Source organism: Fluoribacter gormanii, from assembly GCF_900156395.1.
Classification (GTDB): domain Bacteria; phylum Pseudomonadota; class Gammaproteobacteria; order Legionellales; family Legionellaceae; genus Legionella; species Legionella gormanii.
Map to the genome: position 1 here is coordinate 33,719 of NZ_FTNL01000015.1, position 25,183 is coordinate 58,901.

Genomic DNA, 25,183 nt, shown 5'->3' on the forward strand with positions numbered 1-25,183 from the left:
GCAAGAATGTACACTGTCTTAAAATTCAACAGTGAAAAATTCGTACCTACAATTAACCTACTATTATCCCGAGCGCAAAAAGGAACATCTCATATGGTATACTGCTACACCTTGAGATCCCTTATTACTTTCGGGATGCTACTTTTATTCTAAATTACAACTTACTTGATTCGCGCCGCTTGCTATTGCAGCCTGAGCCACAGCAGCAGGGACTCGTTCTCTTAAACGAGGGTCTATAGGCTTGGGAATAATGTAGTTAGGGCCAAAATCCCAATGCGTAACACCTGGGTAATTATCCTTCACTACCTGTGGAACGGGCTCGTGCACCAGTTGACGAATGGCTTCAACTGCCGCAATTTGCATCGATTGATTAATACACTTGGCACGGACATCCAACGCGCCACGAAAAATATATGGAAAACACAACACATTATTGACTTGATTAGGATAGTCACTACGTCCAGTAGCAATAACTAAATCGTCACGTACTTGAAAAGCTAATTCAGGTCTAATTTCAGGATCAGGGTTAGATAAAGCAAAAATAACAGGTCTCGGTGCCATTAATTTCAATAAATCAGCATCTAATAAATTCGGTTTGGCAACCCCAATAAATACATCAGCATCAACAAGTGCATCAGCTAAAGTACGGCGTTCAGTAGTACGTGCAAAGGCAAATTTATAAGCATTTAGATCTGCGCGCCCCGAATGTATAACTCCTTTGGTATCCAAAAGTAACATATTCTCTTTATTCGCACCTAACGCAACAAGTAATCGCATAGAAGCAATTCCAGCAGCTCCTGCACCAATACACACAATTTTTGCATCAGATAATTTTTTTTGCTGTAAATCAAGAGCATTAAGCAAACCAGCCGCAACAACAATGGCAGTACCATGCTGGTCATCATGAAATACTGGAATATTCAATTGTTCAATTAAAGCTTGCTCAATTTCAAAACATTCTGGAGCTTTAAGATCTTCCAGGTTAATCCCCCCGAAAGTAGGAGCAATACGTTTTGCTGTAGAAATAAAAGCTTGTGAATCATGAGCATCGATTTCTATATCAAATACATCAATTCCAGCAAAACGCTTAAATAAAACGGCCTTACCTTCCATCACTGGTTTACTGGCAAGAGGTCCAAGATCCCCCAACCCTAGTACCGCGGTGCCATTAGTCATTACAGCGACTAAATTTCCTTTATTCGTGTAACGATAAGCATCTTCGGGGTTTTCTGCTATTGCAATCACCGGGGCAGCAACACCAGGTGTATAGGCCAGAGACAAATCACTCTGAGAGTCGGTTGATTTGGTAATATGAACACCGAGTTTTCCGGGGGTTGGAAACTCATGATAATCCAATGCGCACTGCTTTAAAACTTCATTATCCAAAGTACTCACTCTCTTACATTGAAATAAAACTTAAGTAAGGTCTAAAAATCCTACCAACCATTATCAATTCATTGTTCATCCAAAGTGCTATAGGCACACAAACATCAGACTATGAGCTCTTAATAAAATGTAAGAGAAACAGCCAAAGGATGATGGGATGGAGACAATAATTGGACGTCAAGAACCTGCGACACTGAAATTAGCATTGCAGGAACAATCTGTCAATAAGATATACTTCGAATGAAGTATATACAAATAAGGCGCAAAATAACGCGCCTTATTTCTTTTCTTCTTTGGAAGCTTGTGTAGAACGCTGGCTATAACGATCGCGGAACTTCTGAACACGACCTCCAGTATCCACCAATTTTTGCTTACCAGTATAAAAAGGATGACATTGTGAGCATACTTCAATGTTCAAATCTTTACATAACGTTGAACGAGTTTCAAATTCCTCGCCGCAACTGCATATTACCTTAACTGTTTTATATTCTGGATGAATTGATGCCTTCATAATACTACTCTCTATAGTTTAAATGAGTATCGCCACCTGAACCCAACGCCAGGCACCATACTCGGTACAAATGACGCAAAACAATAGCAGAAAAACTTCTGTAAAGCAATTTTTATCAAACCGAAACCAAGGTTATATCCCTGTTTGTTATATTAAATGAAAGAATCATACGTAATGAAAATCGATAATTAATGCGTTCAAACCCAACAAAAATTGCAGAATTTATTCTTGAAAAGCCTCTTAATTATGTATTTTGTGATAGCGCAGAATTAACGGATATATTGATAAGCTATTATTTAAAAAATATTCTATTTCTGGATGAATCCTCTATACATCATAACTCATGCAGTTTGGTATTGACCAAACTTGATACATATTTTTCCTACAAAGCTCCAACATCTATAGTGGCGAGCCCAAATGAAACACTAAATTTAGTTCAAAGTAATCCGCGAAACGCAGGGTAATTAGACGCAGAAAAAGAAGAGCCATTAGTTAATCTTACATATGGATAAACCTTTTGCTGATTTATTTTTATTCAGACCGTCATTAAAGTAACAATATTGATTAGCCTATGAAACAAAATAGCCACAATTGGTCTACGCTTATAAAAACAATTTAATTTAACAGGAGTTAAAATGAAAAAGCTGGAACTGTATAAACTTGAGACACCCAATGATCTCGATATAAGAGATCGTCGTAAAATTGCTGAAGCGGTTAATCCACTCTTGGCCGATACTTTTGCTTTATTTGTTAAAACCAAAAACTTTCATTGGCATATGACAGGACCTCATTATCGTGATTATCATCTTTTATTAGATGAACAAAGCGAACAAATTTTTGCCATGATTGATGCTTTAGCAGAGCGTGTGCGCAAATTAGGAGAAAGAACGATACATTCTATTGGCGAGATCAAACAATTGCAGACGCTTCGAGATACCAATGAAACCCTTTCTGCAGATGATATGCTGCAAAATCTACTCGAAGACAATAAATGTTTCTTAAAAAGCTTGAGAAAAGTTCATGAAGTGTGTAGCAAAAGAAACGATTTCGCTACCACGAGTATCTTGGAAGTTTATATTGATGAAACAGAACGGCGAATTTGGTTTTTATTTGAAACGTTGCAAAATCAGTGATGGGAACAGAATTACAACAGTAGGCTTAATTTTAGCCTGATTGAAGGCGAAGCCATAACCCGGGTTCTGAATGGTGATTATTTCCATACCCGGGTTTTACTTCATCAGACTACATCTAACTCACATTAAGATCCAGTTCAACCCATACAGGCGCATGATCAGAGGGTCTTTCTGATTTGCGCGGCTCTTTATCAATAACTGATTGCCGGCACAATGCATTGAGGCTTTTACTCAATAAAATATGATCAATACGCAGGCCTCGATTACGCCTGAACGCAGCAGCACGATAATCCCACCAACTGAATATCTGCTCATCCTGTATAAAATTTCTAAAACTGTCGTATAATCCGAGTTGTAACAGTTGCATAAAAGCTTCTCGTTCAGCGGGACTAACTAACACAGAGCCCGCCCATTCAGCGGGATCATGAACATCACGATCTTCTGGAGCTATATTAAAATCACCCACCACAGCTAAATTGGGAAAAATACTCATTTGCTGTTGAATAAAAGTCGTAACTTTTTGCAACCAATTTAATTTGTATTGATATTTATCCGAAGTTAACTCCGACCCATTGGGGACATACAAATTGATCAAACGAATACCAGCAACAGTAACTACCAAAATGCGCCGTTGCGGATCATTGAAATCGGGGATATCCGTTAGAACATCAGATAAAGGATATCGGCTTATTACAGCAACACCGTTGTAAGTCTTCTGTCCTGAAAATACTACATGATAGCCCTTCTCAATAAACGCGTTCATAGGAAAATTTTCATCAAGTAATTTGGTTTCCTGCATGGCAAGAACATCCACGCGCTCAGAATCAAACCACTCCAAAACTTGATCCAATCGTATCTTTAAGGAATTCACATTCCAACTTGCTAATTTAAGCACACCAATCTCCTTTATATTCAATTAGCAAAGGAGCGTGATCAGACAAGCGTGCTTCTCGAAAAATGCAACTGTCAACTACATGCTCTGTGAGTCCAGGGGTAATTACTTGATAATCAATTCTCCATCCTACATTCTTTTCCCATGCACGCCCTCTAAAAGACCACCAGGTATATTGTTCTTCTTCCTGATTATGTACACGAAACGCATCAACAAACCCCATAGTTCCAAACAACTCATCCATCCAGGCGCGTTCTTCAGGTAAAAATCCTGAGTTTTTTTGATTGCCACGCCAATTTTTTAAATCAATTTTTTTATGAGCAATATTATAATCACCACACACAATTAATTCTCGTCCTTCATTTTTTAATCGTATTAAATGCTTGGCAAATTGTTCGAGAAAATCGTACTTCACCATCTGACGCTCATCACCACTTGTACCTGAAGGTAAATACAGCGAAATGATACTGAATTTGGGATAGTCAAATTGAATATATCTTCCTTCATGATCACAATAATCAAAGCCCATTCCTTTAACTATGCGATTCGGTTTGTGACGAGCATAAATTGCCACGCCGCTGTATCCTTTCTTTTGAGCTGAATAATAATCACAAAAATAATCGCGTGGATAATACAATTCTTCCGGAATTAATTGTTCAGGCTGAGCCTTAGTTTCTTGAATGCAAACAAAATCAGCATTTTGCATTTCAAGCCACTCATAAAATCCATTACGCGCCGCGGAACGAATACCATTGGCATTAAAACTAATTACTTTCATTTTTTATTCACTTAATTTAAGAGCAGCTCGAGCCAAACGCTCGCCTAAGTGCTTGGCTATATTAATTTCATCCTGACTCAGAGGCCGATCATTTGCCACACCAGAAACATGAGTTACACCATAAGGTGTTCCTCCACTGACCGTTTCATTTAAAGAAGGCTCAGAGTAAGGTACCCCTAATAAGATCATGCCGTGGTGCAATAGAGGCAACATCATACTCAATAAAGTGGTTTCCTGGCCACCATGCATACTTGCAGAAGAAGAAAAAACACAAGCAGGTTTATCTATTAAATCACCTGCCAGCCATAACGATGAAGTACTATCCAGAAAGTATTTCAAAGGGGCCGCCATATTTCCAAAACGGGTTGGGCTACCTAAAGCAAGTCCATGACAATGGCGTAAATCATCCAGGGTTACATAAGGCGCGCCATTCTCAGGAATTGCTTTATCAACTGCTTCACATGTTGCAGAAACAGGCGGAACCGTTCTTAAACGCGCTTCAATTCCCACAACACGTTCTACACCACGTGCAATATATTGTGCTAATTGCGCTACAGAACCGGTTCGCGAGTAATATAAAACCAAAATATAAGGATTAGACATCAAACAACTCCATTACTTTAAATCTAAAAATACAGTTGAGTCCAAGCGAATAATACTGAAACTGCCAGTTTTTTCCTTGTTCGCAACAACCCAACTGCGTTCCGGATTAAAATTTAAAATCATACTTTAGCTGGGCTTCCAATTTCATTTCAATAAATTTAATTAGCTGATACAAAGCCCCTCCTTTTTTAGGTTTTAATGTTTTCAAGTCAGAAACAATGTCATCAGCTGAATCATAATAATTATTAACCGACATATTCGCGATAATTTTACTTACTGCACTAACATGATGTCTATTCCAATATCCTGAAATCATACGTCCGATAAATGAACCAAATAAACAATCTTCTTGAGTGTAATCTATAAGCAAAGCCTTGATTCTTCTGTGATTTGAGTCTCCCCTGCATTTATTCCAAATCTTGGCTTGAGCAGGGAAATCAAAAGTCAATTTTGGATTATTAAAAAATGAATACGTTTTTATACCAATACACGAAAAAGAAGAGTGGGGCTCATCATTTTCGGAAGCATCATCTGTTCCCTCTTCTAAAAACTCAAAATCTTCACCTTTTATTGTAGCAATAGAACTCAGTTGATGTGACATTTTATTCTCCTCCGTGAGAACAACCATTTTTTAGAACTTGCAGTTTCTTTTAATCACATACCAAAATTACAATTGATTCAAGTCCTCCGTAAATTAAACAAGAGTGCCCGAGTTGTCATAATAATTTTCCTTAATTTATTTGACTTACTGATTATAACAAGCAAATAAAAAATAAACCTCGGATTTTGGAAATAAAGGTTATCGCGTTGAATTACTGAAGATTTGTTACCCAAGTTTAGTGCCGCAGAATCCGGGATTAAGTAATTCATTTATTTTCATAAATCCCGGATTCACTTAGTGCTCAGGCCAATTTAGTTTAAAGAATATAACGAGCTAAATCCTCGTCAGCGACGAGCTGTCCTAGGTTTTTTTCAACATATTCTTTATCAACATGAACAGATTCGCCTGATTTATCTGTGGCTTCAAAGGAAACGACTTCTAATAACCGCTCCATCACGGTATAGAGCCTACGCGCCCCAATATTTTCTGTACGCTCATTCACTTGCCAGGCTACTTCGGCAATACGTCTAATCCCTGACTCATCAAAAGTCAATGTCAGTCCTTCAGTAGCCATTAAAGCACTGTATTGCAATGTTAATGATGCAGTAGGCTCTGTAAGAATACGTACGAAATCATCAACAGAAAGAGCAGATAATTCCACACGTATAGGTAATCTACCTTGCAATTCTGCAATCAAATCGGATGGCTTAGCTACATGGAATGCCCCAGATGCAATAAATAAAATATGATCCGAACGAATCATACCGTATTTAGTAGTAACTGATGTTCCTTCAACTAGAGGTAATAGATCTCTTTGTACGCCTTCACGAGAAACATCCCCACCGCCCGCATTTTCAGTACGACGTGCTACTTTGTCCAATTCATCAATAAAGACAATTCCATTTTGCTCCACATTTTCTATGGCACGAATTTTAATATCATCTTCATTAATCAGCTTAGCAGCTTCTTCTTCTCGTAAAATCTGCATTGCCTTGGCTATAGTCATTTTGCGTGTTTTTGTTCGATGAGTACCTACTTGTTGAAACATTGATTGTAATTGACTTGTCATTTCTTCCATGCCTGGAGGCGCCATAATTTCAATGCCTATTGGTGTTGCTGAAACCTCTATTTCAATTTCGTTTTCATCAAGAATTCCTTCACGCAATTGCTTACGAAAGACTTGTCTGGCTGTGCTGTCTTTTTCACTCGGAGTTAAGCTACCGCGTGCAGGCGGAAGCAGTACATCAAGAACTCGTTCTTCAGCTGCATCTTCAGCCAAATGCTCCACTTTTTTCATCGCAAATTCACGTTCTTGTTTTACCGCAATATCCGCCAAATCGCGCAGAATGGAATCTACATCGCGTCCAACGTATCCTACCTCGGTAAATTTTGTTGCTTCTACTTTGATGAAGGGGGCACGAGCTAATTTAGCTAAACGTCGCGCAATTTCTGTCTTACCAACACCAGTTGGTCCAATCATTAGAATATTTTTAGGCATGATTTCATTGCGCAAAGCAGGATCTTTAATATTCATGCGCCGCCAGCGATTACGTAATGCGATTGCAACCGCTCTTTTCGCATCATCCTGGCCAATAATATATTTATCCAATTCCTGGACAATTTCACGAGGAGTCATCACTTCTCGGACAATCTCACGAGGAGTCGTCTTCTTGCTGTTATTTGTTGCCATTATTTAATTCTTCTATAGTTAAATTGTTATTGGTATAAATACAAATATCTCCAGCAATACTTAATGCTTTACGTACTATTTCTACAGCAGATAATTTTGTATTTTCCATCAATGCTCGTGCAGCTGCTTGGGCAAAAGGACCGCCTGAACCAATAGCAATCAAGCTATGCTCAGGTTCGATTACATCGCCATTACCTGTAATAATTAAGGAAGATTTGACGTCTGCAACCGCAAGAACTGCTTCTAATCGGCGCAACATTCTGTCTGTTCGCCAATCTTTAGCAAGCTCAACAGCAGCACGGACCAAATGGCCTTGATGCATTTCCAACTTGCTCTCAAAACGTTCAAAAAGTGTGAATGCATCCGCAGTACCACCAGCAAAGCCAGCAATTACTTGATCTTTGTAGAGGCGTCGCACCTTACGCGCATTACCCTTCATCACGGTGTTACCTAAAGTTACCTGGCCATCTCCACCGATAACCACTTGATTTCCGCGTCGTACTGAAAGTATGGTTGTCCCACGAAACTGTTCCAAAATAAAATCCTCAAATCAAACCGGAACCACATACATGGGGATGATAAGCAAAAAAACAAGGGGGGACAAAGTGAATAAATTGCAACTAAGACATCAGAACGTAACATGGGTGAAGTATAGGGTAACACAGATTTTTCAATCGTGAATTCCTGCCTACGACTTGCCCTCTGGACAATGATTTTAAGTTGGCGCAAGTACGTAAACAGTTAAAATAAAAACCTACGGACTCAGATTAAAAAAGATATTCCATGAGATAAATTCTCTAATCCAAGATGTTGTGCAATACTTTGGCCTACATCAGCAAAGGTATCGCGACGTCCAATAAAGCGACTTTTAAGACTTGGACCATAAGCTAATACAGGAATATGCTCTCTTGTATGATCTGAACCAGGAAAAGTAGGATCACAACCATGATCCGCTGCAATAACAACCAGATCATTCGGCTTTAATAAAGCATCAAGCTCTGGAAGACGTGCATCAAACTCTTCAAGCGCATGTGCATAACCCGTTACATCACGCCGATGGCCAAATGAGGAATCAAAGTCTACAAAATTTGTGAAAACCAAACTCCCTTCAGGAGCAGTCTTCATTGCGCTCAACGTAGCATCAAATAAGCCCATATTATCATCAGCCTTAATCACTTGCGTTACTCCCTGATGAGCATAAATATCAGCAATTTTCCCTAGCGCAATCACCTCACGGCCTGCTTCTTTCATGTAATCAAGCAGTGTTTTTGCGGGCGGTAACGTTGCGTAATCCTTGCGATGAGCAGTTCGTTTGAAGGCTCCTGGTTGACCAATAAAAGGTCGAGCGATCACCCGTCCGATCTGATACTCATCTACTAAAGTACGCGCGATTTCACAAATATCATACAAACGTTGCAAACCAAAATATTCTTCATGGGCTGCAATTTGAAATACACTGTCTGCAGAAGTATAAACTATTGGTTTTCCACTTCGTATGTGCTCTTCACCTAATTCTTCAAGAATTGTAGTTCCCGAGGCATGCTTCTCACCAAGAACTCCTGGTAAGCCGGCACGTTGAATAAACGTATCAATTAATTTTTGCGGAAAACAAAACGGTTGCTCAGGAAAATACCCCCATTCAAACGTCACAGGAACTCCTGCTAACTCCCAATGACCGCTAGGAGTATCCTTGCCTAAGCTCTGTTCTACTGCATAACCATAATAGCCAACAGGTTCAGGAAATGTAGACAATTCAACAAAACGCAAGCCACAACTGGCTAGGGTTGCATGATAAAGTCCTAATTTGGCGAGATTTGGCAAAGTTAATGGGCCTAGGCGCACTCCTTCTCGATTGCATTCACCACGCTCACATGCCTGATGGATATGAACAAAAGTATTGGCTCCAGCATCACCATAGCGAGCGGCATCCAAACTAGCACCAATGCCAAAAGAATCCATCAGTAATATACAAACTCTCCCTGTCATCTTAATCCTCGATATGTTGGCAGTGCGTTTCTTTTAAACCTACAAGCATGAAAAAAGCAATTAATAAACCTACAGGCAAAATAATTGCAGCATATTGATATGCATCGAGTAGATAAACAGGAGTTCCGTTAACCATTTGCATGCCGCCATGATTCGTTAATAAGTAACTGAACATATTTTGATACACAATATAACCGCCTTGGGTCAATATCGAAATGACGCTTACAGCTGTTGCGGTCATTGCAGGTGAACTACTTTCAGCCACCAATGCGTAACTTATCACTTGCGCCGAAGTAAAGAAACCAAGCAAGAAAAACAAAAATGCCATCATACTATAAGAAACAGGAAGATAAAGCACTGCAAGCAACGTCAATAAGGAAGCAATTACGCCTATTCTCATAGGCATAATCCGTAAACCCATTTTATCAGATATCCAACCGACCAAAGGTGAGCCAATAATCGCCCCCAAAAATAACATGCCATTTACCACAGACGCTTGTGAAGAACTAATATCCAGGCGTTGTACCAGATATAAAGTACCCATCATGGCACCGAATACGGCAATAGCCATATTCATTAAACTGGCATAAAAGGCTGCCCGCAAATATTGGGTATTTAAATAAGCCTTTTTAGCTGCTGAGACTACATTGATTGGTTTAACAACTTGCTTTATTGCTGTTTGCGGTCTTTCTTTTATCCAAAAAAACATAACGATGAGCATGGCAAAACCAAGAATTCCCACATCTTGTACTGCCTGGCGCCATCCAACCAAAATAACTAACTTGGTTAAAGGATATTGCGCCAACATGCCTCCTGCCATTGCCATAGTCACTATAGCGCCAGTGACCAAGGCCATACGCTTTGGAGGAAACCAATGAGACGCTAAACGCACAGGCCCCAAGAAACAGAAAGCACTGCCAATGCCTGTTATAAACCGACAAAATAAGGCCATATAAAATGAATGGGAATAAGCCAAAAGAAAAGTACTGGCCACACATAAAAACATTGCAATTAACAATGTATTCTTAATCGAGAAGCGGTCAAGAACCATCCCCGCAACAAAAAGAAACAATACATTAGAAAGATAGTAAATGCTTGATAACCAGGCCATTTTATCAGCTTGTATCTGATAATCCTGCATGATATTTGCAGCAATGGACGCAAACATATTCCCCTGAATAAACTCATAAAAAAAGAATAAGGTCGCAGCAAAACACACCATCCAGGGTAATAATGACGATTTAATCTCATTATATCCTTGAAACTCATCCACCACTTGCATTTTTACTCCTCAGCTTTATCGCTTGCAATATGTTTCACGGGTTATTAATACGGCAATTAAAGCCGCAACCGTTGTTATTGGGAACATCCACATGGCGTATTGAAAATCAGCCACAGAATAAGTTGTCACTGTCGACCCAGCATGATGGGTTATTAACCAACCATAGAGAACTTGTCCTACACCACCACCGCCCATGATAATTACAGAGGCAATACCTGTTGCAGCACCGGTATTTTCAGCAGAATTACTTTCAGCCACTAAAGGATAGGAAATTACTTGTGTGCTGGTAAAAAAGCCTAAAGCAAAAAAGATAATACTCAGCGCAAATTGCGATAAAACGATATCCAGGAATAAAGGAATTACGGTGATAAGGGTTGCAATAGCTCCCCCGATCATTAAAGGCTTACGACGCCCCTGGGAGTCAGACAACCATCCTGCTAATGGGCAACCAATTACACTTCCCATAAAAATCAAACTGACAACATTGCTGGCTACCATTTCGGGTAAATGATGAACCACTTGCAAGTAACTCGCGCCCCATAAAGCGCATAAGACCATAATAGGTAAATTAAGAAAAGAGGTGTAAAAACCTGCCAACCAATTTTGTGAATTAGATAATGCTTTGATAAATCCCGAAATGACTTGCCCCTGATTGGTACGAATTTTCATTGGTGACTCTGCAGGTTTATCGCTTACCATATAGTAAATCCACAGCAGCAATACAGCACCAACGGCGCCATCAATTAACAAAGCCTTACGCCATCCAAACAGTTCATAAAGATAAGCAAAAGGAGTATGGGCCATCATCCCACCAACGAATGCCATAGTAACCAAAGAGCCAATAACAAGAGCTTGCCTTCTTGGTGGAAACCAATGCGATACTAAAACGACGCAGGATAAAAAGCAAAATGCATTACCTATCCCAGAAAGAAAATGACATAACGAAGCCAAAATAAACGAGTGGGTTAATGCAAAACCTATCGTGCCAAGAACACAAATGAACATCGCACTTAAAATAACAGTGCGTGTAGAAAAACGATCCAGAATAATTCCCGCAGGGAGAAGAAATAAAATATCTGCCCACAAATAAGCACTGGACATCCAACTTAATTGAGTTGCATCAATATGAAAATCATCGCGTAAAGGCTGATTAATCACATCAAAAATGTTGAGTTGAAAAAATTCATATAAGAAAAAGAGTCCTGCTGACAGGCACACAACCCAGGCCATGAAATCACCACGGGGCACAAAGCTTCTCGAATCCACTGCAACAGATTGCGACACAGTTACTCCTTATGGCTTAAAAATTGCGCCCGATTATACCAAAACTCTAAATAAATTGGTATCTTTATTGAACAAACTTAAGTGAGTACGTGTCGTAAAAGATCTCCCTGCTCAAGGTAATAATATTTGGAGTTTCCCGCTTTTGCTGTTTTTATGTTTTCACAAGTTTGTTTTGCCGAAACCGGAATACGCATCAATAAAAACCGTTTATCACCGGAATAAACACGTTGAATTAGGACCATTTTGGAAAACAGTTCAGGTGAGATATCGGTGGTATTATATGGCTTAATTACCAAATAATTTTCTAGTCCATTGTCGAGCAAGCGGCAAAGCTCTTTATTACTCACAGCAGGTTTCACCCGACCTCCTGAGTAAAATTGAGCTGAAAATTCTGTTTTGTAACTCCAATAAATCAGATAGCTTCCAGCAGCAGGATGTTGCTTTAACCAAGCAGCAACTACAAATTTTTCTGTTTTGGATATTGCTTCTGGTATTGCATTAAAAGCAAGAGTTGCCCCAAGAAAAAGCACACCTACAAGTATAGAGAGCTTTGTAATAAGTTGTTTTACTCTTAGGATGGCACCAACGCGCTCCCAGTACGCCACAAAAAACACTGAAAAAGCAGGAATGCTGGGAAAAACATAGGTATAAATAATGTTGCTGGAAAAGGTAAAAAAGCAGAGTGGAACTATAGTGCACAGAAAAAAATAGCTCAACCACCCATCATTGTCGACAAATACTTTGCGTACATTATGCCTGCATTTAATAAACCAAGCAGCGCCTAGTAGACACCAAGGCAAGGTTCCAATTACAGCATATACCCAAATCATTCCCCAGGATTGCTGATGCGCATAACCATATTTATCACCTGCCCATCCAGGTTTTAAAAATCGATTAAAATTCTCGCCAATAATAAAATAATTCAAAAAACCCGGCGTTCTTATTTCCGCCCAAATATACCAGGGAAGAGCTATAGCAAGCATTAGCATTATGCCCTTTATCCAAGGCAATCGCTCCCATAAATTACGCCATTGCTTCCGTAATAAAACCCAAAAAAATATTGGCATTCCCGATAAAACAACGGCAACAGGGCCTTTTGCTAACAAACCTAACCCCAGGCCTATAAAAAAAACATAAGACCAAAGTTTACTTCCATCAACCAACGCACGCCAAAATGCAACCTCAACCAAAGTAATGCAAAGGACTAAAGAGGGGTCGGTCATTACAGTTCCTGCATCAAGGAAAAAATACAATGTTCCTGCAAGAATTAAGGTGGTGATCATAGCAATCACATCGCCGCCATGTCTTTTAACCAAATACCAAATAAGCCATATCGTAACCAAAGACAGAAACAAGCCGGGTAACCGAACCGCAAATTCATTCACGCCAAAAAGTTTCATTGAAAAAGCAGACAACCAGGTAGACAGAGGCGGCTTCGCCCAAAAAGGAATACCATAATCATGAAGTGGCGTCACCCAATTTCCGGTTTCTAACATCTTGCGAGCAATTTCTGCATAACGTGCTTCGGAAACATCATTCAATGGTATAAAACATATGGAAATAATTCGACACACGAGAAGAAAGACTAATGCAAAGTGTGCATTATAAAAAAATTGTTGCTGCAACTGTTTTTCGTTTTCAATATTCAAAACAGACCCTCGTTAAAAATTTTCTCTCTTGCAAGTAAGTAAAATCTATGAATCTTAGGTTTCAACTCGCTTTATAAAGCTACATTGATTAAGCACTCAATAAAAAATTGTCAGGAATATTACCCTTTATTTTAATTAATACAATTTTTTTTATGTTTATTGATAAAAAACATACCAATTTCCATGCTGAATGTTCTGGCTAACATAATGAATTTTATTACTTTTTACTAAAAGACTGAAATTGTATAATGAAAATACATGACGAGCGGATTACTTTAGTTTACACTGAGCCCTTGTAAGAAGATCTTACATATCTATCCATTGGACATTTGGAGACTAACATGACGTTTGTATTAAAGGAACTAAGTGAATTAAGAAGACATTTTGATGATACCGTTCAAATTATATTAAAACGTGAACATAAAGGAAAAATTGAAGATCTTACTAACCCTCAAAGAAAATTTGAACTTCAATTCCTCTCTTCAATACTTATTCAAGTAGAAGACCAAGCAAAAGAAAAAGAAAAAAACCATGCGGCAGTTGTCAATTTAACAAATGCTTTTTATGGCGCAATGTTAACAGTAATCCAAGATATCGAAAATAACCGAGGTATGATAGAGTCATCTGGTTTACTCAGCGCTCGCCTGAAAGATGCAATAGGAATTAGCGATGACGTCAAAGCAGAAGACAAGCCTGACTTATATCAAGTTTCCAAATTCTATACTGCAATAAACGCTTTGCTAAACCAAGTTTTTATAGGAAATGATTCCCGTAATGGATTTGCAAAAAACCATATGTTAACTGCTGTCCCAACAGATAGCCTGGACAAGTTAATTCAAACCTCCTATAAACTTGAAAAAGACGCCCAGAAGGCAATTGTTGCTTCTTTCACTAATGATGGACAAACACCTGTTGAACTCAATAAATTCAAATCAAACAGAAAATCCCCTGCCTCTGCAACCGATCGATTTGGTGGATGGGATAAACTCAATGCGGCGCTTGATGAATTAATTAAAGATGAGCTTGCTGATAAAAATGTTTCCAAGATTGAAAAGTTAAAATCACCAGAGCGTATTGCCCAGCTGCATTTTCTAAACGCAATAAGAGATGCACTGAAAATTTCAGAAGTCGATGAAGCTGAAAAAGTTGCCATTCTCGCTGGATCCATGCATCTGGTTCGTAAACAAATCGATAATGAGTATGCCTCTTCATACCTATCAAGATCAGAAAAATCTGTTATTTTCAAGGGATTAAATAAGATTCTTGCTGTAGATGAAGTAAACCCGCAAGATGTTGAATCTTTGGTTACATCAACAACTCAATTTATGCAATTTATGACAGTAGCTCCGAAAAATAATGGCAAAAAAGCAATACGAGATAACCATATTTTCTCAGCAATTGCAGACTTTAATTTAAAAGGTTCCTTTAATTTACTTATTGACATGATCTATGATTGCCGCATCGCATCGTTAAAAGGTGTTGTCGATGAATTCAAAAAAGAAACCAAAAAAGAAACCAAAAAGTCTGACAAAGAGTCTAAAGGTTACTTAGGCAGCTTCTCTTCCGCACTCAATAAAACCTTCTTTGGAAGCAAGGTCGAAGATGAAGAAGAAGAGGATGATGAAGAAGAACTGGAACATACATCGCCTGCGATTGGCAAAAAAGGCTAGTTTTAATCATCAACTCTTTTTACTCTGACCCTAAAGATAAGGCGGCTAAATTATTCACATTTTGCCACCTTATCTTCTTAATATTTTTGTAACCACCTCATCTAAGATAAGCCATTTAGGCTAATTTTTTGTTACAATGTCATTTTTCCCTATTTGTTTGTACCTAGCACTAATGAAAATTAAATTAATTATTAAAAAGATATCGTTTATTCTCATGCTTTTAATAGCAAGTCAAAGCATCGGTTTTGCATTTGGACACCGCATTTCTAAAGACACCGCTTACAACGTTAGTAGTATTTTAGATTCCGAGAATGAATCTCAAGAGCCTTCCGAGATAAAAAAAGAGTCCGCAAAAAAATCATTTACCCACAAAAAAACAGTATCCATCACCATTGATGATTTACCTTTTGTAGGCGAGTATCGAAACTTTCATTTGAATATGATGATTGATACCATGACCAAGGAACAAGTTCCTGCTACTGGATTTATTATTGCCAGTGAAGTACGCAAGAATAACTGGGAAATTCTGCATAAATTTCGTGATGCTGGTTTTGGATTAGGTAACCACACCCTTACCCATGCAAATTTAAATAAAATGGATACTAAAGAATACATTCAGGAAATTCGAGGTGCAGACAACATTTTACACCCTGTTTTAACGAAACCTAAATATTTTCGTTATCCTTATTTGGCAATGAGCTCTGGACAAAAAAAAGAAGATATACTCTGTTATCTTGCGCGAAAAAATTATCATGTTGCCCCTATTACAATAGACTCTAAAGATTTTGTCTTTAATCAACGTTTGCTATCGGTTCCTGAAATAAACAGACGCAGCTATCTTGACGAATTGAAACCTTTTTATCTTGATTTTATTTGGCAACAGACCCTACGGGCTGAGGAACACAATGAATTTCATCAAAATACCGAGCAATCACAAATTTTACTAATTCATGCTAATCTACTTAATGCTTATGTTTTGCCTGATATCATCAATTTGTATAAAAAGAATGGTTATGAATTTGTCAATTTAGAAGATGCACTAAAATCATTTAAAAATCGAATTCAATGTAATAGGCCTCATATTCTTGCGCAGAACAAAAAACAACCTCAGCAATACAAAATTGCAAGCAATGATATTGAGAAATTTATCGAATGGGATTAGAAAAATGACTAAAGGGCACTCACTGAAAAATACATACTACCCACAGCAGTGCCCACTTGGTGCAAAACAATCGAGTATTTCTGGTGTCAACACGGATGCAAAAAAAGAATCAAATACGAAGAAAAGGATTCACCTTAATTGAATTGATGATTGCCATATTTATTATGGCAATACTGGCCGCAATAGCCTATCCATGCTACGTTCATTTCTTGCTAAAAGTGCGTCGCTCCGATGCTATCGCGACATTAGCACAAACTCAATTCAACCTGGAACGATGTTATGCTCAAAATTTTTCTTATAATGCACCCTGTAAGGCATTATCCTCATTTCCGCAAACATCAACTCAAGGTTTTTACAGTATTAGCTTGGCTCATTTAGGAACCGCTACTTATACACTAAAAGCCACCCCGATAGGTAGTCAAACAAAAGATGCAACTTGTGCCAGTATGACTATTGATCAATCGAATGCAAAAACAGCTATAGACTCATTAGGAGTCGCACAAACTATTTGTTGGAATTCAAGATAAATTGGAATGTACATTTATCTGGATCAGATCGTTATCCCTCCACATCCAAGCAATCACAGTAAAAAAATTTGCTTTACAAACCAAAACCTATTCTCTACTATGCCACTTAACGGATAGTCCAACTTAAAAATGAAATGGAAATTTTTTGCTTTTTCACAGGCATACTCTATCTCTATACGTTCAATCGTTCTTTACCTCTAATTTGCTTACTCGTCTTTTTTCTCAGTCCAAAGTATTCCCTGATTCTATTTTTTATTTTAGGTGCTTTACTGGCATACCTGCATCAATCATTTGTTTTACCCAAAGCAATACCCAATAATGCCGTAATCCCAAAAGTAACAATTCAAGGAACAATTGCATCGATTCCTACCCATGATTTTTCCAAAACACAATTCTTACTTGCCCTGGAACAATACGATACTCATCCAGCCCAAGGATTAATCCAATTAGCTTGGTATAACAATGCCCCCGAATTACATGCAGGACAACGATGGCAGTTCACAGTCAAATTAAAAAAACCACGAAATTATCTTAATCCGGGAAGCGCCGATTATGAGGGTACACTCAATACAAGGCATATTCATTGGACTGGTTACATTCTCTCTCAAAACAATCAATCACGATTAGAATCTCATTCACATTTTAGTTGGCTTCAAGTTCGTGAGCGTCTGGGCAATAAACTCAGCCAATTAGCACCCGATCAATTCACGGCAGGAGTTGTTGAAGCACTAACTTTAAATTTGACCAACCATATTAGCCAACAAAATTGGGATTTATTTAGACGCACGGGCACTACCCATCTCTTTGGAATCTCAGGCGAACATATTGCATTGATATCAGGAATGATTTATTGGCTGATTCGTTGGTTATGGTCTAAAAGCGCTCTATGCTGTTTGTATATTCCAGCACCTTATGTTGCTAGTGTCAGTGGACTTTTGGCCGCTTTATTTTATGCCTTTTTAGCAGGATTTGCTCCACCAGTACAAAGAGCGTTAATCGGTTGTTTTTTTTATACGTTCTATCGTCTGGGAAAACAACGCTTTTCCGCTTGGCAAATATGGCGATACGCCCTTTTTGGCGTTTTGTGTATTGAACCACACGCAGTATTCATGCAAGGTTTTTATTTCTCTTTTCTAGCAGTAGCGTGTTTACTTTTAACCCAACAACGTTGGAGACTAAAAGGATACAAAGGAAGTTTAGCCTTACAATTAAGCTGCTTAATTGGACTCATGCCTTTAACCCTATACTGGTATTCTTATGGTTCAATTAATGGATTTATTGCGAATTTATTTGCTATTCCTCTGGTTGGCATTTTGATCGTTCCTATGGCTTTAGTAACGATGACACTCTGTTCATGGGGTATTGCCAGCCTCTTAATGAAGCCCTTAGCGTTGCTAATTGCCCTGTTATTTAAAGGATTAAGCCTCCTTGAACATTTAGAAATCATTAATATCAATTGGTCTATTCATAGTATTGAACTGGTGATTATCTTAATGGGTGCTTTACTGATGTGGGTTTTATTGCCAATTAAACCCTTTCAATGGATTGCACTACTCTGGATACTGCTTCCATTTTTTCCATCCAGGATTGTACTGGCACCAGGAGAAGCAGTAATTGATATTTTGGATGTTGGACAAGGTTTGGCAGTTGCGATAAGAAGTCAACATCATGTCATGATCTATGATACCGGAGATCGATTTTTCCAGGGAAATGATCTGGGAAACATGGTGATTTTGCCTTATCTAAAAACCTTGGGAATAAAAAAAATTGATGCCGTCGTCATTAGTCATCCTGATAAAGATCACCGAGGTGGGCTCAACTCTCTTGAGAAAGGGATGCAGGTGGAACAACTATTAGTCAATGAGCCTCGTTATTATAATCATGGTGTATCATGTCACGATTATCCGCAGTGGAATTGGGATGGCGTACATTTTCGTTTCTTGCCCATCACCATTCATTTTAAAAATAAAAACAATAACTCCTGTATTCTGCAAGTAAGCACTAAATCCGGAACAGTTTTATTAACCGGTGATATTGAAAAAATAGCCGAAGATTATTTAATAAGAACCTATGGAGAAAAACTTGCATCCGATGTTTTAATAGTCCCTCATCATGGCAGTAAAACTTCCTCTTCTTATCGATTCTTGCTGGAAGTTGCACCACGCTACGCTATAGCGTCTTTAGGCTTTGACAATCGTTTTCATTTTCCTCATTCTAAAACTTTGGCAAGCATGAACGCATTGGATATTCTCTTTTATAGAACAGATCGCTGCGGCATGGTACGAATCAATTTACCGGCTCAGGGAAATATAGAGAAGCCTATTTGTTTTAGCGGCCTCAATAATACCTAGTCCTGTATCAAGAGACACCGGGAGACGTTACACTGTACCAGGCTACAAATTGTTCTTAAATTCGATGCCTGAATTTCGGTCGCACTTTTTTAAAAAAAAGCTATAGTAACTAGTGAACAACTGATTTGAGCAATTCATGTTAACTGATACATCAAAAAATGAATATTACCAGGCATTACTTGCTAAAGACTCCAAATATGAAGGCCTATTCTATGTTGGAGTAAAATCGACCGGAATATTTTGTCGACCTACTTGTCCAGCAAAAAAACCAAAATTTGAAAACTGTGAATTTTTTCAAACAGTTCAAGAGGCACTCCTTGCTTCATATAGACCGTGTATGCGCTGCCAGCCATTGTCGTATCCCAACCAGGCTTCTAATTTAATTCAAAAATTGGTTGCGGCTGTGGAAGCCAATCCTGAGAAGAGATGGAAAGACAGGGATTTCGCTGCATTAGGAGTGGATACATCAACGGCACGCAGGCAATTTAAAAAACGCTTTGGCATGACTTTTGTTGCTTATGCACGCGCAAGAAGAATGGGTATAGCAATGAAACAAATTCGTGAGGGTACAATAGTGACTGAAACACAACACAATGTAGGATATGAATCCAGTAGCGGTTTTCGCGATGCTTTTTCTAAAATAATGGGAGCAGCTCCTTCACAGTTAGCAAAACATCCTACTGTTTTAAAAGCCTCCTGGTTCGACTCGCCTCTTGGACCAATGCTTGCAGTAGCTGATGAACACGCTTTATACCTTTTGGAATTCATCGATCGAAGAGGTTTGGAGCGCGAGGTAGAACGGCTAAGAAATAAAATGAAAGCAGCCATTATTCCAGGCGACTCTTCCCCAATTCGTTCAATTAATAAAGAGCTCAAAGCGTATTTTGCAGGAACTTTAAAAAAATTTAATACTCCGATACAGATGCTAGGCACCCCTTTTCAAAAAATGGCTTGGCATGCTTTGACACTTATTCCCTATGGGGAAACTAGAAGTTATGCCGAACAAGCTCAAGCGCTAGGCAAACCTAGCGCATACAGAGCAGTTGCCAACGCTAATGGCGCAAACTCGCTTTCGATTATTGTTCCCTGCCACCGAATCATTAACTCGAGTGGAAACCTAGGAGGTTATGGTGGAGGGATTTCACGTAAGAAATGGCTCATTGAGCATGAGCAGAAAAATAAACGATTAGTTCAAGAGTGATAGCGCCTGGGTGGAGAGGAACAAAATCCGGGTTAATATCTCCTCTCGAATTCCTTGTTTTTTTACATTTCACCCATAGCAGAGTTGTGCACACAAACTATCCTGCGGCATTGCAAATACCGCAGGAATTTTTTCGACTAATGTTTCTCTTCATCCAACGCAATTTTTGAACTGGATGCTTTTAAATCAGGCAAATTTCCTGTTAATCACTTTAATATGATAAAAAGAATTTAGAATAAGAATACCATTTCTACCTTTAAACGCTTGTAACTATTATTTACACTTTCTTAACCATTTGCTTAGTCGTCTAGAGACACTACGGACTCCACTGAACCATGATTAAGAGCACATAATGAACTTCTTTTTATTTCAAAAATCCGATATAAATTCAGCGGTAATAATAACGAGTGCAGAATAAAAATCGGGTAAAGAGTACTACCAAGCGCGTACATTATAAATGCTACATTAGAGCAAATAGCGATAAGACGTAATGTCAAAATCCTTTTAACATAGAAAGTCGCTAAAACAAGACAACAGGCAACATAGCCAATAATTTCGATCGTTGATTCCATTTCAACTCCCAACTTACAATCCATTCTTATTCAACATACACCTAGTATGCATGACTCGCAAGTGGGCTTGATTTTGTAATTTAGAGAGCACGAAGCGAAATCTGTTTAGAAAACAATCAAAAATTAATGATCTGGATTTGCTTCGTCTTTCCTTCAGGCTATAGAGGTAATGGAGTTATAGACGAGGGGAGCGTCGGAATATAAATTCGTTCATTAACAAAAGTAATTGCTTCACGTTCAAATGTTATTTTAATTGCAGAAAGCACTTCATCGCGTACCGTAGCCAGATCGCTTTTTGACCAATATAGTACTTTAAGCTCAACACCCCCCCTATCAATCATCTGTGATAATAAAATTTGAGGTTTAGGTGTTGGTAAAATATGGCTGCACTCCTCACAAATCTTATAAAGTAAAGATTTAATATTATTTACATCATGTACCGCATCAATTCTAAGTATTATCTCATCACGTTTTTGGGGATAAATACTTAAATTGGTAATTTCTGATTTAATTAAACCTTCGTTAGGAATGCGAATCAAACGATTATCACTGGTTTTGATTTTGGTTGATAACCAGTCAATTGTTTCTACCGTTCCTTTGATATCTTTTATGGAAATCACATCCCCCACTTTAAAAGGACGCTCAAATAAAAGAAATACCCCACTAATGAGATTGGATGCAGCCGTTTGCGAAGCAAAACTTAAAGCTACAGTAAATAGACCCGCTGTACCTAGTAACAAGGTTAATTTAAACCCCATCTCATGCAATGCTGAAATCGAAAACAGTAGAAACAAGCCGTAATAAATGACACGGCTGGATAATATAGCAAGGTGTTTTGAAAATCGATTTTCAATTAATTTTTCGACCCAATGGCTGATTTTTTTTGCCAAAAAATAACCGAGAAAGAGCAGAAGAAGTGCAAAAGCAATATGTTCCCAATTTATATGCTTCAGATATTCAAATGTGTTGTTCATAAAAGACTCATGTCAAATGCAGAAAACAATCAAAAATGGTATCAATTTTCACCAATAGATACTATAGGCTTTTTATCAATCCGAGTAATATCTCAAGACACCCAAAGCCTGTGCATGATAGTATTTAAAATAAAAACCCACGCTGCGTATGTGTGGGTTGAAAAATGAAATAACTCTATATAGTTTTAATAACAAGACTCTTGTAACCAACAATGTCCATATCTATTACATACGCGAACAGTTTGACACGAGGGATAGTAATAGTCGTTATAGTAAGGAACTCCAATAACAACACCAGTACCCCAGCCACCATAACCACCCCACCCACCATAACCACCGTGCCAACCGCTATGATAGTAACCGCCGTGCCAGCCTCCACCGTGCCAACCACCGCCGCCATGCCAGCCGCCACCACCATGTGCGGAGCACACTCCAGCAGCAAATAGGCCTAGAGCAAAAACTGCAATGTATATGATTTTACTCATAATATTTCTGCTCATGATCATTCCTCGATTCGATTTCCATAAGTTTAATTATAGCTCAAGCACGCTTTAATAATAGTATCTCTGTCAATTTTTTGTTACTTTAAAATTGCATTTGAAGTACATCTAATAAAAAGAAATAATAAGCGCCCATTTCCAATTTAGGGTGTTTAATGCAGTCGCAAGAAAATAATCAAATTTGGTACTAATTTAAAGTTGTATTTAAAATAAAACTTAAGTATCATTACCCTAATTTATATCAGCAGATAGTGACATGACTGAGCTGAATAAAACACATATCGAAAAGCTCGTGACCCATTTTTACCAAAAAGTGCAAAGAGATGAGGTCCTTGGTTCTATCTTTAATGATGTGGCACAAGTTGATTGGGATGAACACATCCCCCTTCTGTGTCAATTTTGGAATAGCATCATGTTGAAAACCAATGAATATCACGGTAATGCTTATCAAAAACATGTCCTATTAAAACAGTTCGTCCATATCGAAGAAGCACATTTTGTCCGTTGGCTGGATTTATTTCAGGAAGAGGCCGAATTCCATTTACCTGCGGGGATTTCAGAGGAAATCGTTCAAAAAGCCTCATTGATTGCAGAGTCTCTAAAATATGGAATGCTGAGTCAAGAAAAGAGAGTTAAAGAACATGCTTAAGCCACTTACTCGTGATATTCTAGTAACCTTAATTATTAAGTTTAGCTTGTTGATTTTATTATGGATAATCTGCTTTAAGGACGTGGAAAAACCACATCAGAGCAATGAGCAGTGGCTGTTAGGAACGATTCAAGCAAAAGAATATTTTCCTTCTAAAGAAAAATAAACAAGGGAAGTCCTTAGTATTTCTTAAGATAAACATAGAAATTTAAGGATTTTATCAATACAGTACATACATGAGAGGTGAGTAATGATTCCTGGTAGTGACCTGGTCGATCTTTCCCGTTTACAGTTTGCTCTAACAGCACTTTATCATTTCCTTTTTGTCCCACTCACGTTGGGTTTGTCGTTACTTTTAGCCGTTATGGAAACAATCTATGTAATGACTGGTCGTGATATTTGGCGACAAATGGTCAAATATTGGGGCGTACTCTTCGGTATTAATTTTGTTTTAGGTGTGGCTACCGGATTGACCATGGAGTTTCAGTTTGGTACTAACTGGGCCTATTATTCTCATTATGTTGGCGATGTTTTTGGTGCTCCACTGGCCATTGAAGGACTTATGGCTTTCTTCTTAGAGGCCACCTTTGTCGGTTTATTCTTTTTCGGCTGGGATAGATTAAGTCGCGTGCAGCATATGTGTAGTACCTGGTTGCTCGCTTTAGGAACAAATCTTTCAGCATTATGGATTTTGATTGCTAATGGCTGGATGCAAAACCCAGTTGGGGCGGAATTTAATTTCCATACCATGCGCATGGAAGTCACTGATTTTGTTGCCGTGATGTTTAATCCGGTTGCCCAAGCCAAATTCGTTCATACAATTAGCGCAGGCTATGTCACGGGATCAATTTTTGTTTTATCCATTAGTGCCTACTTTTTATTACGCGGCAGAAACATCAACTTTGCTAAGCGTTCAATAACTGTAGCTGCAAGCTTTGGACTTGCATCTGCTTTAGCTGTAGTCGTATTAGGCGATGAAAGCGGTTATCTTGATAATCAAAATCAGAAAATGAAATTCGCAACAATTGAAGCCATGTGGCATACAGAAAAAGCTCCTGCAGGCCTTACAGTTTTTGGTATTCCCAATGAAGAAACAATGACAACTGATTATGCAGTTACCATTCCTTATGCATTAGGATTAATTGCAACACGAACATTCACAGAGCCGTTACAAGGTATTGCTGAATTGATCGATCAAGGAAAAGAACGTATCAAAGAAGGGATGCTTGCTTATGAAGCTTTAACCCGATTACAAAAGAATCCTAATGATGAACAAGCAAAAGCAGATTTTACCGCCCACAATAAATATTTAGGCTATGGACTGCTTTTGAAGAAATATACCGAAAAAGTAGTTGACGCAACTGAGGATCAAATTAACCAGGCAGCACATGATCTGAAGCCTCGAGTTACTCCTTTATTTTTCTCGTTTCGTATTATGGTCGCTTGTGGATTCTTCTTCATTCTCTTATTTGCAATAGGTTTCTACTTGTCTATGAGACGTAGATTACATACTACCCGCTGGTATTTGCGTATGGCATTCTTTTCATTACCATTACCTTGGATTGCTGCAGAGCTAGGCTGGGTCGTTGCAGAATATGGACGACAACCTTGGGTAGTCCAGGATATCTTACCTACTGCTATGGGTACATCTACGTTAAGTAATGCTCAAGTATTAACTTCAATAACGGGTTTTATCCTCTTCTATTCAGTTCTTGCCGTCGTTGAGGTTTTCTTGATGGTTAAGTACATCCGTCTTGGCCCTGATAATATGGCTCACTAGGA

At 38.4% G+C, this 25,183-nt stretch carries 23 protein-coding genes; 9 read left to right on the forward strand and 14 right to left on the reverse strand.

Features of this window, described 5'->3' with window-relative positions:
- Window positions 1-144: 144 nt before the first annotated feature.
- Window positions 145-1,386: a malic enzyme-like NAD(P)-binding protein gene (locus BW930_RS10355; protein WP_058467268.1), complete on the reverse strand. Its 1,242-nt coding sequence runs from the start codon at window positions 1,384-1,386 to the stop codon at window positions 145-147.
- Window positions 1,387-1,663: 277 nt separating this feature from the next.
- On the reverse strand, window positions 1,664-1,897 hold the full coding sequence (rpmE, locus tag BW930_RS10360) for a 50S ribosomal protein L31 (RefSeq protein ID WP_058467126.1): 234 nt from the start codon (window positions 1,895-1,897) through the stop codon (window positions 1,664-1,666).
- Window positions 1,898-2,532: 635 nt separating this feature from the next.
- Here rpmE and BW930_RS10370 point away from each other — a divergent pair.
- Window positions 2,533-3,030 carry a Dps family protein gene (locus BW930_RS10370; RefSeq protein WP_058467128.1) on the forward strand — a complete coding sequence of 166 codons (498 nt, stop codon included), beginning with the start codon at window positions 2,533-2,535 and terminating at the stop codon, window positions 3,028-3,030.
- A gap of 115 nt (window positions 3,031-3,145) precedes the next feature.
- Here BW930_RS10370 and xth read toward each other — a convergent pair whose 3' ends face one another.
- The 10 genes from xth to BW930_RS10420 all read right to left on the reverse strand — a co-directional run bounded on the left by xth (window position 3,146) and on the right by BW930_RS10420 (window position 13,795).
- The gene (gene xth, locus BW930_RS10375) at window positions 3,146-3,925 is read right to left on the reverse strand and encodes an exodeoxyribonuclease III (protein WP_058467129.1); all 780 of its coding nucleotides are present in this window, start codon (window positions 3,923-3,925) and stop codon (window positions 3,146-3,148) included.
- Window positions 3,918-4,700 (reverse strand): exodeoxyribonuclease III, encoded by a 783-nt coding sequence (locus BW930_RS10380; RefSeq protein ID WP_058467130.1) that lies wholly within the window; start codon window positions 4,698-4,700, stop codon window positions 3,918-3,920. Before BW930_RS10380 ends, xth begins: the two co-directional genes overlap by 8 nt.
- Before the next feature lie 3 nt (window positions 4,701-4,703).
- Window positions 4,704-5,303 (reverse strand): NAD(P)H:quinone oxidoreductase, encoded by a 600-nt coding sequence (wrbA, locus tag BW930_RS10385; RefSeq protein ID WP_058467131.1) that lies wholly within the window; start codon window positions 5,301-5,303, stop codon window positions 4,704-4,706.
- 106 nt (window positions 5,304-5,409) lie between these two features.
- Entirely contained in the window at window positions 5,410-5,904 is a 495-nt protein-coding gene (locus tag BW930_RS10390) for a DUF5617 domain-containing protein (protein ID WP_058467132.1), read from the reverse strand.
- A 316-nt stretch (window positions 5,905-6,220) separates the two neighbouring features.
- Window positions 6,221-7,594 carry an ATP-dependent protease ATPase subunit HslU gene (hslU, locus tag BW930_RS10395; RefSeq protein WP_172461596.1) on the reverse strand — a complete coding sequence of 458 codons (1,374 nt, stop codon included), beginning with the start codon at window positions 7,592-7,594 and terminating at the stop codon, window positions 6,221-6,223.
- Window positions 7,581-8,129 (reverse strand): ATP-dependent protease subunit HslV, encoded by a 549-nt coding sequence (hslV, locus tag BW930_RS10400; RefSeq protein ID WP_058467133.1) that lies wholly within the window; start codon window positions 8,127-8,129, stop codon window positions 7,581-7,583. Before hslV ends, hslU begins: the two co-directional genes overlap by 14 nt.
- Window positions 8,130-8,356: 227 nt before the next feature.
- Complete coding sequence (locus tag BW930_RS10405; protein WP_058467134.1) at window positions 8,357-9,580, reverse strand: phosphopentomutase; 1,224 nt, start codon at window positions 9,578-9,580, stop codon at window positions 8,357-8,359.
- A gap of 1 nt (window position 9,581) precedes the next feature.
- Window positions 9,582-10,862, reverse strand: a complete 1,281-nt coding sequence (locus BW930_RS10410; protein WP_058467135.1) for an MFS transporter — start codon at window positions 10,860-10,862, stop codon at window positions 9,582-9,584.
- A 15-nt stretch (window positions 10,863-10,877) separates the two neighbouring features.
- Complete coding sequence (locus tag BW930_RS10415; protein ID WP_058467136.1) at window positions 10,878-12,146, reverse strand: MFS transporter; 1,269 nt, start codon at window positions 12,144-12,146, stop codon at window positions 10,878-10,880.
- 77 nt (window positions 12,147-12,223) lie between these two features.
- Window positions 12,224-13,795 carry an ArnT family glycosyltransferase gene (locus tag BW930_RS10420; RefSeq protein ID WP_082647063.1) on the reverse strand — a complete coding sequence of 524 codons (1,572 nt, stop codon included), beginning with the start codon at window positions 13,793-13,795 and terminating at the stop codon, window positions 12,224-12,226.
- A 341-nt stretch (window positions 13,796-14,136) separates the two neighbouring features.
- Here BW930_RS10420 and BW930_RS10425 point away from each other — a divergent pair, with 341 nt between their 5' ends.
- From BW930_RS10425 to BW930_RS10445, 5 genes are all read left to right on the forward strand, one after another.
- Window positions 14,137-15,465, forward strand: coding sequence for a hypothetical protein (locus tag BW930_RS10425; RefSeq protein WP_058467137.1), 1,329 nt, complete (start codon window positions 14,137-14,139; stop codon window positions 15,463-15,465).
- Between the two features lie 172 nt (window positions 15,466-15,637).
- Window positions 15,638-16,627 (forward strand): polysaccharide deacetylase family protein, encoded by a 990-nt coding sequence (locus BW930_RS10430; protein WP_058467138.1) that lies wholly within the window; start codon window positions 15,638-15,640, stop codon window positions 16,625-16,627.
- 95 nt (window positions 16,628-16,722) lie between these two features.
- Entirely contained in the window at window positions 16,723-17,154 is a 432-nt protein-coding gene (locus BW930_RS10435; RefSeq protein WP_058467139.1) for a type IV pilin protein, read from the forward strand.
- A 134-nt stretch (window positions 17,155-17,288) separates the two neighbouring features.
- Window positions 17,289-19,505, forward strand: a complete 2,217-nt coding sequence (locus BW930_RS10440) for a DNA internalization-related competence protein ComEC/Rec2 (protein ID WP_058467140.1) — start codon at window positions 17,289-17,291, stop codon at window positions 19,503-19,505.
- A 136-nt stretch (window positions 19,506-19,641) separates the two neighbouring features.
- Window positions 19,642-20,706, forward strand: coding sequence for a bifunctional transcriptional activator/DNA repair enzyme AdaA (locus tag BW930_RS10445; protein ID WP_058467141.1), 1,065 nt, complete (start codon window positions 19,642-19,644; stop codon window positions 20,704-20,706).
- A 730-nt stretch (window positions 20,707-21,436) separates the two neighbouring features.
- On the opposite strand, the gene BW930_RS10455 is transcribed toward BW930_RS10445, so the two are convergent.
- Both BW930_RS10455 and BW930_RS10460 read right to left on the reverse strand, forming a co-directional pair.
- Window positions 21,437-22,252 carry a mechanosensitive ion channel family protein gene (locus BW930_RS10455; protein WP_058467142.1) on the reverse strand — a complete coding sequence of 272 codons (816 nt, stop codon included), beginning with the start codon at window positions 22,250-22,252 and terminating at the stop codon, window positions 21,437-21,439.
- A 185-nt stretch (window positions 22,253-22,437) separates the two neighbouring features.
- Complete coding sequence (locus BW930_RS10460; RefSeq protein ID WP_076547519.1) at window positions 22,438-22,752, reverse strand: hypothetical protein; 315 nt, start codon at window positions 22,750-22,752, stop codon at window positions 22,438-22,440.
- A gap of 256 nt (window positions 22,753-23,008) precedes the next feature.
- Here BW930_RS10460 and BW930_RS10465 point away from each other — a divergent pair, with 256 nt between their 5' ends.
- From BW930_RS10465 to BW930_RS10470, 3 genes are all read left to right on the forward strand, one after another.
- Window positions 23,009-23,401, forward strand: coding sequence for a group III truncated hemoglobin (locus BW930_RS10465; RefSeq protein ID WP_058467144.1), 393 nt, complete (start codon window positions 23,009-23,011; stop codon window positions 23,399-23,401).
- On the forward strand, window positions 23,394-23,567 hold the full coding sequence (gene cydP / locus BW930_RS17155; protein ID WP_165481615.1) for a cytochrome oxidase putative small subunit CydP: 174 nt from the start codon (window positions 23,394-23,396) through the stop codon (window positions 23,565-23,567). The genes BW930_RS10465 and cydP overlap by 8 nt, the downstream gene beginning before the upstream one ends.
- An 84-nt stretch (window positions 23,568-23,651) precedes the next feature.
- Window positions 23,652-25,181 carry a cytochrome ubiquinol oxidase subunit I gene (locus tag BW930_RS10470; protein ID WP_058467145.1) on the forward strand — a complete coding sequence of 510 codons (1,530 nt, stop codon included), beginning with the start codon at window positions 23,652-23,654 and terminating at the stop codon, window positions 25,179-25,181.
- Window positions 25,182-25,183: the final 2 nt, after the last annotated feature.